This window comes from Wolbachia endosymbiont (group B) of Athalia cordata, from assembly GCF_947251845.1.
In the GTDB taxonomy this organism is placed as follows: domain Bacteria; phylum Pseudomonadota; class Alphaproteobacteria; order Rickettsiales; family Anaplasmataceae; genus Wolbachia.
This window is the reverse complement of sequence record NZ_OX366383.1, coordinates 288,392-302,313: the sequence shown is the minus strand read 5'-3', so window position 1 is coordinate 302,313 and position 13,922 is coordinate 288,392. Positions and strand designations below refer to the sequence as shown.

Genomic DNA, 13,922 nt, shown 5'->3' with positions numbered 1-13,922 from the left:
GAAATATAAAACTAATTTACAAGAACAGAAATAGTATCTTCTATAGAAGTATTTTCATATAGCAATCTATAGATCGCTTCACATATGGGCATTTTTATCTTTAGCTTTTCTGCTAAATCAAATGCAGACTTAGCAGTGTTAAAACCTTCAATTACCGACTTACCTTCTGATAAAATCTGCTGAGCACTAGAACCATTACTATTAGCTACTTTAGATCCAAAAGATAGATTTCTTGAATTTAATGATGTGCATGTCACAACCAAATCGCCTAAGCATGCTGGTCCAAGTAGTGTATTTATATCTACATTGCCGTCACCAACTTTTGCTGAGTATAAAGCCTTAATTTCACTCATACTTTTCGTAATTAATGCTGCATGAGCATTAAACCCAAACCTACCTAGAACAACCCCACATGCTATAGCAAAAACATTCTTTAACGCTGCACAAACTTGTATTCCTATAACATCGCTACTAAGGTACAATTTAATATTTTCTTGCTGTAGCTCTGATACTAATTTTAAACCTAATACTTCATTTTGACATGCAAGAACCATCGAATATGGTAATTTTCTTGCAACTTCTATAGCAAAGCTAGGACCAGAAAAAACAGCAAGAGGATTATTAGGTAAAACTTCATTGACTACTTCACTAGGTAATTTTAATGTAGATTTTTCTATTCCCTTACAAGCCAAAATTATTGCCACATTTTTTTTTAGGTTACAATCATTCAATTGATGACATATCTCCCTTAGAGACTGAGTAGGAACAGCTAGAATTATTACTGAAGCATTAACTGCATCTTCAATAGCTAATTTTACTGATACATTATCAGAAATTGGACAATCAGGTAGCTTGTCACTTTCTCTTTTCTCTTTAATTGATTCAAATATGGCCTTATTGCGAGTCCACAAAATTACATTTTTCTTACTACTTAATGAAATCGCAATTGCTGTACCCCATGCGCCAGCACCTAAAACTGATATTACCACTCAATATTCCTGAAAGTATTACTTATAATTTAAAACTGTAGAATAAGTAAATTAAAAATATAACATAAAAGTATAAAATAGTTTAAATATCTATTAACCTAAGTATTCTTTTAATAAAAATAGCTTCTATTCAATATTTACTAAAAATAGTGTTATTATAGTATATCTATTGTATTTTAGATCTATTTGTATAATTTTGGAACGACACATTAACTATTAATTAATAAGTGTAATTTCTATTATTCATTAATAAAAATTTGATTTGTTACTTTCCTTGGTTATATATATTACTAAAATTATAAATTATTTATGGGGTGTAAAATATGCGTATATTATTAATTGAAGATGATCAAGTAAGTGCAAGGACTGTAGTTAATGCCTTAACTTCTGATGGACATTTTTGCGACGTTGTTACTTCTGCACAAGATTATAACAATAATATGGTTTCCTCGGGTGGAGACTGTTACGATCTAGTTATTCTAGATATACACCTGCCTGGTGATATTGATGGATATGATATACTGTTAAGATTAAGAAGTGCAAAAATCAAAGTTCCTGTTTTAATACTTTCGTGTATCTCCGCTGCCAACCATAAAGCTAAAGGACTTGGGTATGGTGCCGACGATTACTTAACCAAGCCATTTCACAAGAGCGAATTATTAGCTCGAATTAAGGCCATAGTCCGACGTACTAAAGGCCATCCCGAATCAGTGATAAAGATTGGTAATATGAATATCAATTTTGATCACAGGATTGTTGAGGTAAAAGGCAAAACAGTTCACCTTACTAACAAAGAGTATTCCATGATAGAATTGCTGGCATTGCGTAAAGGAGCAGTGTTGACAAAAGAAATGTTTTTAAACCATCTTTACAATGGCTTGGACGAACCTTCAGACAACAAAATAGTTGATGTTTTTATGTGTAAATTACGTAAAAAACTTGAAAGTGCAAATGATGGAATAAGCCACATAGAAACCGTTTGGGGTAGAGGATATGTTCTAAAAGAGTATGTTGACGATGAAGAATACTCTAGTGTTAATATAAGCGAAAGCAGTAGTGACTATCAAGCAGAACAAGTGAAGGACAACGCATGAAATGCTTTATTCACCCATTCATTGAAGCAACAAAATAGGTAGATGAAATAAGATAAAAACCAATCGTAAAAGTGAGGTAACATGGTTAGTCTTTTAGAACTTTACAAAGACTTGCAGCAAAAAATAGAAAAGTTGGAAGCGGAGCTAAAAAGTTATAGGTAAGAAAGTAAGGCTTTAGAGATAGAGAATGACGAGTTAAAGGAAAAGCTCGGTTAAAATTCAAGCTTTGTTAAGTTCAAAAGGAAATAAAATAAAGAGATAAGCCAAGAAGTAAAAGGAATATAGGTGGTCAAATTGAGCGTACAGGATATGTGAAATGTTTGATACATTTACATAGTATGGCTGACATTCATGCATTGCCTAGGTGAAATATAAGCCGAGTTCTGTTTATGTAGCTATTTATCTGGAGTAAATGTTACCATTTACTTCATGCGATTTACCCGAGTAGATATGAGAAAAACATAAAATCTACTTCTATTTAATCTTGCTCCTAGTGTTGGTTACTTGACTACCAATGTTGCCATTGTTATGGTGCGCTCTTACCACACCTTTTCACCCTTGCCTAATAATATTTTAGGCGGTAATTTTCTGTAGCCCTATAACTGGAGTTACCTCCGGCGGGCGTTACCCGTCACTACCTTTTCTTGGAGCTCGGACTTTCCTCTGCTGTGTTTATCACACAACAGCAGCTACTTATTTCACCTAGAAATTATACTTTAACATTAAAATCACAAAAGCAAAAGAAAATTTCCTAACAGTCTACATACTAAAAACATTCAGACAAATAGCTAAAGGTGATATTCCGGTACATCATCGCTATCCCAAGATAAGCTTTTTTCACTTTTAGACTCTAGCTCAGTCAGTCAAGATCCTGGTCCACCGCTTGAAGACGATGAGCTACTTCTTGACCGACTACTACTCTCCACCGATATACTGTTTAGCACCGTTCCAGATTGATCCATAGTTTGCATAGATATATGGCTAATTCTGTTAATAGCGATAAAAATTTCTTCATCGCTACCATTTGAATGCGATTCCAAATCAGCTAATTCTAACACATGAGTAGTATTATAATAACCGTGATATTTCTTAATACATTTATATGCTATGAATCCTATAATTCCAGCAACACCTATTGATCCAACTAAAGATCCCCCTATCATTCCTGCCCTATTAGACCCTATAGCAAGTTGAGTAGGCTGTGGTGAAGAAGTAGATTGAGAAAATAAAGTTGTAGTGAACATAGGAGTTGTCAACTCCCTTGTTCTAGTACTTGGCATAGTAGACACTGTTTGTGTAGTTCTCTCTGAGCTTGTTGTTGGCACAGTTGGCTCCACTGTTACTGTGCTTGTTTGAGTCGTTGAAGGTTTATTCATCGTAGAAGTTGACGCAACAGTTGCTGCTGTAGGTTTTACAGTACTTGTTTCAGTTTCCGAAGGCACACTGGTTGACGTTGTAGCAACCGTGGTCGCTTGTGAAGTAGTAGTTATTTTTGCTACTGTTGTTGGCTCCACTGTTACTGTACTTGCCTGAGTTGTTGACTCTGTTGAAGGCCTATTCGTTGTAGAAGTAGGTGCAGTGGTAGTTGATGCTACTGTTGTTGACTCCACTGTTACTGTACTTGCCTGAGTTGTTGACTCTGTTGAAGATTTACTCATTGTGGAAGTTGGTACAATGATAGTTGATGCTTCTGTTGTTAATTTGGTAGTCTTTACAGTGTCGGTTTCTGTTGTGCTAGTAATTGCAGCAGTCGTCGTTTTCTTAGAAGTCACAACCGTCTCTGTAACAGTTATAGGAGCCACAGTACTGCTGGAAATAATACTAGGCATCAATTGGCCGTTAATGATATTAACAAAATCACTGAGAGCTTTGATACTGCTTGTCGGTATTATCGTTGCTTCAGAAGATTTTCCAGAGCTCTCTCTATTAAAAGTTATAATACTCTCTCCACTTACCGCAGTGACGATAAAGCCTCCTTGGCCATTGTCTTTAACATACAATTGTTCTATAGGATCTTCACATTCACAAACAGTAAAATTTGATTTTGCTCCTCTCTTAGCAAGCCTTGCTAAATGCAATTCTTGCGTATTAGAAGATTGTTTTTTTGCAAGAAAAGCAACTAAATCATCACCTCCAGTTCTTCTTACATACTGTAAAAAGTTTATTTTTCCTGGATTAGAGTTAATAGATGATGCTATATTTAATTGGCCGCTTTTATTACCAAGCAAAAAGTCATTAGCTCCCTTTCTATCTTTCAGATTCTGAACTACTTCAGCCACATCAAATTTAAAAATGTTTGTTCTTACCTCTTGATTTTCAGGAACGTTTGGTCTCACTTGCGAATAAAGCATCGTATTTTCATCCAATACTAATTGTCCTGGATTATCAAATTTGAGTAATTTTCTTTCTATGGTGTGTTTTGCTCCAGGTAAAGCCCTAAATTTTCCATTTGTGTCTGATTGTAAATACCAAGAAACTAAAGCTTGATCCTTTAAGTTATGAGCAATTACAACAACATTACCATTACCAACTTTTACTGCTTTTGGTTGAAAATAACTATTGCCTTCATTTGCAAGACTATTTATATCAATGTTCTTGTATAATTTTACTTTTCCTACGTATTCAACTAAGGGAACATTAGTTGAATGCTTGATTTCATAAGTGTTGAATGTTAAGCCTTTGATGCACTTTCTTTCTTTGTTAGTTTCTTCTGTAGGAAAGATAACTCCAACTTTATCTATTTCAGCTGAATTTTCTATTAGTGTGGGAGATAATTGGCCCTTGAATTCATTTGCTACGTTGACACATGTATCACACTCGTATGTTTTCGATTGATATAATGGACTAATAAGTAACTTTACTCTACTGCTTCCATTGCCGTTATCTTGATAGCTGAGTCCATAAGTAACTCCATTTCCTTCAATCAACCCTACGTTTACTGGGTTAAAACCTATCGCTTCTTTAACTTTCAGTATAGTTGTATTAACTCCAAATAATCTACTTAATATAGACATAATTATATTTAAGATTTTAATAAAACGCTATTATGATTATTTCTATATGTAACGTCAATAAAATTTTAACTAAAATTAAGAAATTAATTTTTAAGTACTCTAAGATAATACGCTAATAAACTCAGATTTCCCATAGACAATATGTTTCCTTTGAAACCATATAATAAATTTAGCAGCTTGTTGACAACAGAAATTCCTTTACAAATTGTCCCAACTTCCTTATCATGACAGTAAGAGTATTTATCCTTGTTTTTAATCTCTACAGATTTAACAAGAAAATTCAGTAAAAAAACTCAGATATTTATTGGCAAATTACATAAAATTATAGCGACTTTTTTTATTTTTTCTACATTCAGCCAAATCGCGCTTGTTAGCACATTATTACAATGCCAATTTACATTATAAAACTCACTACTAGGGGATTCTTTTGCCTTTTTTCCATCTAGTTAATTTCTTAATGTTTATAATCCCGCTACGTGTTAGTGATATAACTATACAAGAAGTAGTAGAAAGCTAGCTTGCATTAGCTTTATTTGTTATAATTACATTCGGTTTTATAAAGTGAGGAGTAAATATGCCAGAAGTTACTGGGCAAGATTCTAATAAGGAAAGTAGAATAGAAAACGAGCTACAACAAGATTATGAATATGAATTGATTAAAAGTTTATTCATGTTTCCTGATAGGCGTCATTTGGTAGATATTGCTGAAGCTACAAAAGGCTCGTTTGATAATTTAATGTGTGCGTGGCTTGTTACAACTGAGTTGACAGACAGTCAAGAAGAGTTAGATGAGGAATTGCTATCTATTTTTAGTGCAATGAGATCTTTGAGTGCAGGAGATAGTTACCGACAACTTCAAAAGTTTTTATTAAATAATAAAGATAATCAAGATCTAAAAACCGTTCTTAATTGTGAGAGGGGAGAGTCTAGTTTGACGATATTGCACATAATATCAAGTATGGCTTGGGCAAGAAAACAATATGATTGTGCCGTAAGTTTGCTTTTAGAAGCAGGAGCTGACCCTAATATCAAGAATGATAAAGGAAGGACACCATTACACTATGCTACTGGACCTTATAGTATAGCTGCTCTCTTAGAAAAGGGAGCTGACCTTAATGCAGAAGATAATGAAAAAAAAACGCCTTTGCATCATGTTGCTAGTGTTGGTTGTTCTGAAGGCGTAGTTTTACTCTTAGAGAAAGGAGCTATTTCTGATCAAGGTGATAAACAAGGCAAAACTCCTCTGCAAGTTGCACGTGATAATCATCATGAACATATTGAAAAGTACTTTGTGACTTATAAGCGAGATAAGTTGAGTGATAAGTTACGCTCTATAATGGAAACAAAAGATTGGTTCGAAGATGGTTCAGGTTACGTTTTAACTAAGAGACAGGGGGGCTTGAGAAGAAAGTTGTTGGATATAGTAAACAACTCAGAAGGTGATTCAGTTGTTGAAGATCTACAAGAATTCTTAGATGATTTTGGGAATGATCAAGATCTAAGAATGGTTTTGAATCTTCGAAGTAATGAAGGAGAGTTACAGGTGCATCAACATGCTAAAAATCTTGATTCTTTTGCTCGTTCAGGTACTGATGAAAGAGCAAAAAACCAACTTAAGTTTGAAGTAAAAAGATTACTTTTGAAAGCAGATGCAATCAATTTACAATGGTCAAGTTATGATGAGAAGGAGTATTGTTCTAGGGATTTATGGAGTAATTTACCGCCGAATCGACAGATAAAGCTAAAAGAATTTTTAGATAAAGTTTCTAAAGCTCAAAATATGGATGAACTGGAAGGAGTTGTAAACGAAGCTATTCTCTCAGGAGGAAGATTTAACAGACGATTTTCTCAAGATAAGAAGCGTAACTTTACAGATTGTGTTATGGAAAGGATTGGTGAGTTAGGAAAGAATCCTGAAGTTGCAAGCAGGATAGTATGCAAGTTGGTATCAATAGGGGCAGTGTTATATAATAAGGATAATATGAAAGTAATTGATACACTAGAATCTGAATTTAAAGAGCACAAAGGGAATATGATAGAAGCTTATTACGAGTATATATATAGCACTCTAGATTTTATGGAAGTTATAAAAGGAGCAGTTATTAATGGTGTGGTAAGAAATGCAAAAATGGATAACACCACTTTGTATTCAGAATATTCTGAGGATAGCACAATAAATGTTGCAAGGCTCACAGAAAAAGCTAGTGAGTTAAGGCGAGCTCAGGGAAACATAGACTATGAAAGAGATATAATAAAGATTGGTAAAAGTGAGGTAGCAATTATAACAAAGAATGGTATAAGGAATTACACCAATCTTGCGGACGATAGTGATATAGTGTTGACTTTCCCTACCACTAAGGGAGAGTTAGACGTTAGGTTATATCCTGATAAGCAAAATAAAAACTGGATAAAGGTAGAAGTAAGAGATCAAGAGAGGTTGAAAGAATTAAAAGATTGTGGAGAAGAAATAGGAAAAAATTGCTTATTTGGTGGTTACTCAGTTTACAATGCTATTGAACGTGGGTACTTTGAAAGGCCTGCAGGAATTTTCCAGGGAGAAAGATTACAAAGTGGTGAAAAAGTTTCTCATGTAGATCAATTACAAAGTAAAAAAAATAATAAGGTACGTCAAATTGGATTATACTAAGCTTGGTTTACAGTAGGTCTTAGATTATGCAAGAAGTCTAATTGCAATTGTTAACTCTTCAAGTATAATTTGTTGAGATTTACATGAACCTTATTAGATGAAAGAGAAAGAAGAGCAGTTTAGTTTTACACCAGACAATCTTAGCAAAGCAAAAAAGTCTATAGAGATGTATCCTAAAGGTAGAGAAGGAAGCGCTGTTATGCCTTTACTGTATCTAGTACAAGAACAATGCGGATGGGTTCCTGAATCTGCCATGCGCTACGTTGCTGACATGCTTCATATTCCACATATTCGCGTGTATGAAGTGGCAAATTTTTATACCATGTATAATTTAAAGCCAGTAGGTAAATATCTAATACAAGTTTGTAGAACAACTCCTTGCTGGTTATGCAATAGCGAGGAAGTTTTAAGTACCTTTAAAAAGAAGCTTGGAATCAATATCGGTGAAACCACTAAAGATAATCTATTTACTTTAAAGGAAGTTGAATGTCTTGGTGCATGTGTTAATGCCCCTGTTGTACAGATCAATAACGATTTTTATGAAAACCTCACTCCTGAAAAAGTGGAAAATATCATAGCAGAACTTTCAAGTAAATAGATGGAAAAGTTCTCGTTTAGGATAACCAAGCAATCAGGTTCTGCAAGAGTTGGAACGATCAAAACTCCAAATGGAAGTATAGAAACACCAGCATTTATATTTTGTGCAACCAAAGCTGCTATTAAAGCTGCAGATATCGAGAGAATCAGAGAAGCAGGTACTCAGATAATACTTTCCAACACCTATCACCTAATGCTCCAACCGGGAGAGGATACTGTGGCAAAGCTTGGTGGCTTGCACAAGATGATGGGATGGAGTGGGCCAATGCTCACTGATTCTGGTGGATACCAGATATTTAGTTTAGGACACGGATCAGTTTCAGAAGAGATAAAGGGAGTAAGACAGAAACAAAAAACTCTGATCAAAATTAACGAGGATGGGGCAATTTTTCGTTCTTACATAAATGGTAAAACTTATTGTCTAACTCCTGAAAAGTCGATACAAATTCAACAAAAATTAGGTGCAGATTTAATCTTAGTTTTAGATGAATGTACTCCATTTCACGTCAGCAAGGAGTACACAAGGAAATCGATGCTCATGAGCCATAGATGGGCTGAACGTTCTTTAAATGAATTTGAAAAAAATAATAATGGCAAACAGGTGCTTTATGGAATTAGTCAAGGCGGAGTGTATCAAGATTTGCGTAGAGAAAGTTGTGATTTTATCAACGATTTGCCATTTTTTGGTCAAGCAATAGGTGGATCACTTGGTCAAAGTAAAGAGCAGATGTATGATGTAGTTTCCTTTACTATGGAACATTTAAAAAAAGATAGGCCTACTCATTTGCTTGGTATTGGTGGAATTGTAGACATTTTTCGTGGAGTAGAGCTTGGAGTTGATACATTTGATTGCGTGCATCCAACTCGCCTCGCAAGACATGGTGGCGCGCTTGTTAAAGTAAAAAATAGAGATTCTATTTCTTCAAAGTGCAAAGAGCATATTAATTTGCGAAATCAACGATTCGAACTAGATGATAACCCAATTGAGAGTGATTGTTTGTGCTTTACCTGCAGAAAACATTCAAGAGCTTATATACACCATCTACTGAAAGCTAAAGAGTTGCTGGCTTATACACTCGTTACCATTCACAATGTTTTCTTCATGAATAAGTTGATGGAATCAATAAGACAAGCAATATTGAATGATAGGCTAGATCAGGAAAAAAATAATTGGATTAGTGAAATACCGCTGCATTGTGAATTATATACCTAGTTCATATTTTACACATGTGCGTTGCATTTTTTAATCTTCTTTAAAAACTTGACAGTACATTATATATACGGATATACTAGAAATATAATTTTTGTGAGGCATTTATGGTTAAAAATAAAGAAAAACATCAAATAGCGTTTTGCGTTTCAGCCTTTACACTCTTAGCTGGTTTATCATTAATCGCAACTGGAATTGCAGTGGGTACTGTACCTGCTATAGCTTCTTGTTTAGTGATAGGAGGAGTTTTAACTGCCTTGTCTATTGTGCAATCAGTAGAAAGCTATTTATTTTTACAAAACAGCGAAAAAGCTTTCAATAAAATAATTAGTGGTATACGCGATGAACCAGAAAGGAAACTTTTTATAGAAAGGATTTTGCAACCATTCATTGAACTTTTTAGTGAGCATAAGCAACATAATTAAAGTACACTAAGCATAGAAACAACTTTATCGTAACTTGGCAGTGACTTAATTTCTCCAATCGCAGCTAAAGTAATTCTCTCATGCTGAGATAGCAATTCTTCTGCTGCTTTTTTTATATCGTAAATAGTAACAGCACTAATTTTTTCTATTAATTCATTTTTACTGATGTATTTATTATAGTTACCGTAGTAGTGTCCTAACGTTTCAGCACGCGAGCTAACACTTTCGCGTGACATTAAAATTTGAGATTTTACTCGTTCTTTTACTCTATTTACTTCTTCTTCCTTTAAATCATCTGTAGACAATTTCTTTAGCTCTGTCGTTATGGATTTTAAAAGCTTATCTAGATTACTACTATCTGTACCAGCAAAAATCGAAAGCATTCCCGTATCAGCATAGCTAGAGTTGAATGAGTAAATGGAGTAAGCAAGACCCTGCTTTTCTCTTACTTCCTGGAATAGGCGTGATGACATGCCACTTCCCAGTATAGAATCAAGCACTTTAAATGTGTGATATTTATTATCATCACGAGAAACACTAGGTAGCCCAATTAACAAGTGCACCTGATCTAATTTACGATGCTCTCGATACTCACCACTGGTATAACCTGCATTCTGGCTTTTTTTCAGCTCTTTTGAATGAATCTTTGAGAGAAAGTCTTTGATTAATTGAACAACTTCCTCATGCTCAACATTTCCTGCAGCAGCAAATATCATATTTCCGCCAAAGTAATGCTCCTTTATGTAGTTATTCAGATCTTCTCGAGTAAAAGATTTGACAGTATCTTGCGTGCCCAGGATTGATCTACCAAATGGTTGATCTTTATAAGCTGCTTCAAAATACTTATCAAAAATGATATCACTTGGTGAATCATTGGTTTGAAAAATCTCTTGTATTACAACACCCTTTTCGCGTTCCAATTCATCCTCTGGAAATGTAGAATTTATTAATATATCTATTAATATATCAATGCCAGTTTTTATATCTTTTTTAAGAACCTTTGCATAATAACTGGTGCTTTCTCTACCGGTGCAGGCATTGAAGGCTCCACCTATGTCGTCAAAAGCTTTTGCAATTTCAAAAGCAGTTCTCGTTTTCGTTCCTTTGAAAGCCATGTGCTCTAGGAAATGAGATATTCCATTTTGACTTGCGCTTTCAGCTCTACTGCCAACACCAACCCGTATATTTAAAGCTACGGAATCAACGTCATGCACTCGCTCAGTTATTATGCGCAGACCATTATCTAGTTTTGTTACTTGTGGTATATTCATCTTATATATTCTTCTTTAAATTCTCTTCTACAAAATCCCAATTGATCAAATGATCAAGAAAAACTTTTATGTAGTCAATTCTGCGATTTTGGCAATCCAAATAGTATGCATGCTCCCATACATCCATAGTAAGTAGTGGCACCTGGCCATAAATTAGCGGTAGATCCGCATTTGGAGTTTTAGTGATTTTGAGTTTTCCTTTTTCAAGCACTAACCACACCCATCCACTGCCAAATTGGCTTACTCCATAATTTGAAAATTCTTCACAAAATTTGTCAAAGCCACCAATATCATCTTGAATTTTTTTTGCTAGAAGACCATCATCTTTAGGCTCACCACCACCATTTTTTTTCATTGAATTCCAATAAAAAGTGTGATTCCAAACTTGTGCTGCATTATTAAAAATAGGAACTGTATTATTATTTCCATGAACTTTCGTTACTAATTCCTCAATTTCCATATGTTGATAATCTGTGTTTTCAACCAGTTCGTTGAGTTTATTTAAATATCCCTTATGGTGCTTATCATAATGAAAATCTAATGTCTTTACAGATATATAAGGCTCTAAAGCTGCTTTATCATATGGCAGCTCAGGTAAAGTAAAACTCATGCTGACCTCTTTATTTTCGATGGTATGGTAATATGTGCTTTTGCGCAATAAATAATTTAGTTGAGGTACTGATTGCATTTATTCTGAAACAAGCTATATTAGTAAGATAATTATGTTTTTATTTTAGAGGGGTAATATGTCAAGTTTATTCAAGAATTTTAGTGGATATGCTAAGTTCGGAGATGTTCCTACCAAAAGTGTTGGATGTAACAAAATTCCACAAAATAGTTTCTATAAATCCGTTTACCTTATCAACAGTGTTATTGGGCCAGTGAAAAATGTAGCTCTTGGCCGTTATATAGCAGAAGTTGGTTGTAATTCTATGGTTTGTGGTATTGCTTTTATACCAGTTAATATAGTCCTACAATCTTTGTATCTGGCATTGGCATATCTGTCATATTGGCCAGCAAAAGGATTAGCGAAAGCAGTAGATAGTTTTGATCTTAAGCGTAACACAAAATCGTTAATAGATTATCCATGCATGTTATCACGTAAAGCAAGTAGCCACAGTGCCATGATAGCTGGATTTGTTAACACAGTTTTGAGTTATGCTGTTAGTGCTGTCATTTGGGCTGCTGCGCTTGTTATTACACCACTAGTTTGGACTATTGATAAAGTAGCAAGCAAGTTTAGTGATGCAAACGCTGAAGGTGTTGGTGGTCCTTCTTTTTCAAAATAGATAGCCTACCAAGTGCATGTGAAACCATTGTATCTGTGTGGCAAAATAAAGTAGACGAGATAAAGACACCTATAGAAGCAAGAGGATGTCATGCAAGTAGCTGACACTGGCATCCCGATAGAATGTTGGGGAGTGTTAAATAAACTGTGTCAAACCGAGAAGTAAAGTAATAAATTGATAAAATGGAGGTTTGACACAGTTTATTTAACACTCCCTTTCGAGCAAGTTCTTTCAATCGAAACACTATATGTACGTTATCATCGTCAATTTCAATGCGTTGAGCTAATTTTCTTATTATATCAAGTTTAGTTTCCGAATATGCCTGATTAAGCTCTCTCAGAGGAAAAACTTTCTACACTGTTTGTGATAAAATCTAATTCTTTCTGTAGCCTCTTTTCATCGATAGCTTCTTCCCTTTGATCTCTGATTCCTTTAACTCCTTTTCCATGCTCTCAACTTCTAAGTCATACTTTTCCTTCGTTATATGACCCCTTGCATATACATAAGCTAATTTTTCTATACCTTGTTCTATTTTACTTGCACGCTTTTCAAGTTAATCCTTTGCTTGCGTACTTTCATGTTTTACGAGTCTGAGCTGATATTCCTTAGTCATTACCTCTGGTTCTTTGAGTACCATCTTCATTTCTTTCCATACTGCTTCTTCTAGTATATCAACTCGTATTGATTTGCTGTTACACACCCTATTCCCACCAAAACGAATTGATTTTTTCTTTCAGTCCTCGGAAAAATCTTACTTAGCTTAGCTATAGATGTTTACAAAAGAAATTCAAGTGAGTGAAGAAAGAAAAATTATTTTTGCAATACCGTAGGTACGCTCCACAATTATATTGAAGTTTTTATTGCACTCAAAACCTTCATTTTTCCTCATTTCTAGAATTATTAACGCATTATCATTTAACCAGCCTGAGTGAGCTAACTCGTCTAAAGTTGAGTTAACCAGATTGATATTATAAGGTGGGTCCATAAAAACTATATCGCACTTTGAAATAGGTCTTGGTAATCCGTTAGCATTGCAACAAATTAACGTGATATCGTTCGTAATTCCAAAATCTTCTGCTGTTTTTTTAGGCAGTTGCAAATTGTAATAATCTGAATCTACCATGAATGCATGTTTAGCACCTCGAGAAAGTGCTTCAAATGAAAAAGAGCCACTTCCGCAGAATAAATCAAGTACATTTAGGTTATAAATAGGTTTTCTTGAAGAAAGTATACTAAATATTGCTTCTCGGACACTACTCATAGTGGGCCGTGCAGCTAAATTCTTGCCTGTAGTTATTTTTCTTCCACGATATTTACCCGCAATAACACGTAACATATAAAACAAGTTCGAAGTTAACTAATTATTTATAATACACATTTAATGTC

At 34.5% G+C, this 13,922-nt stretch carries 12 protein-coding genes and 1 other RNA gene; 6 read left to right on the top strand and 7 right to left on the bottom strand.

What is annotated here, in order from left to right:
- Positions 1 to 11: 11 nt before the first annotated feature.
- Positions 12 to 989, bottom strand: a complete 978-nt coding sequence (locus tag OPR30_RS01500) for an NAD(P)H-dependent glycerol-3-phosphate dehydrogenase (RefSeq protein WP_064085646.1) — start codon at positions 987 to 989, stop codon at positions 12 to 14.
- A gap of 323 nt (positions 990 to 1,312) precedes the next feature.
- On the opposite strand from OPR30_RS01500, the gene OPR30_RS01495 reads away from it, so the two are divergent.
- Positions 1,313 to 2,083, top strand: a complete 771-nt coding sequence (locus tag OPR30_RS01495; RefSeq protein WP_010406882.1) for a response regulator transcription factor — start codon at positions 1,313 to 1,315, stop codon at positions 2,081 to 2,083.
- Between the two features lie 356 nt (positions 2,084 to 2,439).
- Here the strand turns inward: OPR30_RS01495 and rnpB are convergent.
- Positions 2,440 to 2,789, bottom strand: an RNA gene (gene rnpB, locus OPR30_RS01490) — RNase P RNA component class A.
- Between the two features lie 157 nt (positions 2,790 to 2,946).
- Positions 2,947 to 5,097: a hypothetical protein gene (locus OPR30_RS01485; protein ID WP_265030952.1), complete on the bottom strand. Its 2,151-nt coding sequence runs from the start codon at positions 5,095 to 5,097 to the stop codon at positions 2,947 to 2,949.
- Positions 5,098 to 5,671: 574 nt separating this feature from the next.
- Here OPR30_RS01485 and OPR30_RS01480 point away from each other — a divergent pair.
- The 4 genes from OPR30_RS01480 (at position 5,672) to OPR30_RS01465 (ending at position 9,976) form a co-directional block, all read left to right on the top strand.
- Positions 5,672 to 7,744 carry an ankyrin repeat domain-containing protein gene (locus tag OPR30_RS01480; RefSeq protein WP_265030950.1) on the top strand — a complete coding sequence of 691 codons (2,073 nt, stop codon included), beginning with the start codon at positions 5,672 to 5,674 and terminating at the stop codon, positions 7,742 to 7,744.
- Positions 7,745 to 7,841: 97 nt separating this feature from the next.
- A complete protein-coding gene (gene nuoE, locus OPR30_RS01475; protein ID WP_010402402.1) occupies positions 7,842 to 8,342 on the top strand; it encodes an NADH-quinone oxidoreductase subunit NuoE in 501 nt (166 codons plus the stop codon).
- On the top strand, positions 8,343 to 9,554 hold the full coding sequence (tgt, locus tag OPR30_RS01470) for a tRNA guanosine(34) transglycosylase Tgt (RefSeq protein ID WP_254229541.1): 1,212 nt from the start codon (positions 8,343 to 8,345) through the stop codon (positions 9,552 to 9,554).
- A gap of 104 nt (positions 9,555 to 9,658) precedes the next feature.
- The gene (locus OPR30_RS01465; protein WP_019236662.1) at positions 9,659 to 9,976 is read left to right on the top strand and encodes a WD_0736 family protein; all 318 of its coding nucleotides are present in this window, start codon (positions 9,659 to 9,661) and stop codon (positions 9,974 to 9,976) included.
- Here OPR30_RS01465 and OPR30_RS01460 read toward each other — a convergent pair.
- A complete protein-coding gene (locus tag OPR30_RS01460; protein WP_265030949.1) occupies positions 9,973 to 11,247 on the bottom strand; it encodes a M16 family metallopeptidase in 1,275 nt (424 codons plus the stop codon). The two genes, OPR30_RS01465 and OPR30_RS01460, sit on opposite strands and share 4 nt — an antisense overlap.
- Before the next feature lies 1 nt (position 11,248).
- Positions 11,249 to 11,857, bottom strand: coding sequence for a superoxide dismutase (locus OPR30_RS01455; RefSeq protein ID WP_010402419.1), 609 nt, complete (start codon positions 11,855 to 11,857; stop codon positions 11,249 to 11,251).
- Between the two features lie 136 nt (positions 11,858 to 11,993).
- On the opposite strand from OPR30_RS01455, the gene OPR30_RS01450 reads away from it, so the two are divergent.
- Positions 11,994 to 12,536 (top strand): hypothetical protein, encoded by a 543-nt coding sequence (locus tag OPR30_RS01450; RefSeq protein ID WP_265030948.1) that lies wholly within the window; start codon positions 11,994 to 11,996, stop codon positions 12,534 to 12,536.
- Positions 12,537 to 13,089: 553 nt separating this feature from the next.
- Here OPR30_RS01450 and OPR30_RS01445 read toward each other — a convergent pair.
- Positions 13,090 to 13,236: a hypothetical protein gene (locus tag OPR30_RS01445; protein WP_265030946.1), complete on the bottom strand. Its 147-nt coding sequence runs from the start codon at positions 13,234 to 13,236 to the stop codon at positions 13,090 to 13,092.
- Positions 13,237 to 13,323: 87 nt separating this feature from the next.
- Entirely contained in the window at positions 13,324 to 13,872 is a 549-nt protein-coding gene (gene rsmD / locus OPR30_RS01440; protein ID WP_007302024.1) for a 16S rRNA (guanine(966)-N(2))-methyltransferase RsmD, read from the bottom strand.
- Between the last annotated feature and the right edge of the window lie 50 nt (positions 13,873 to 13,922).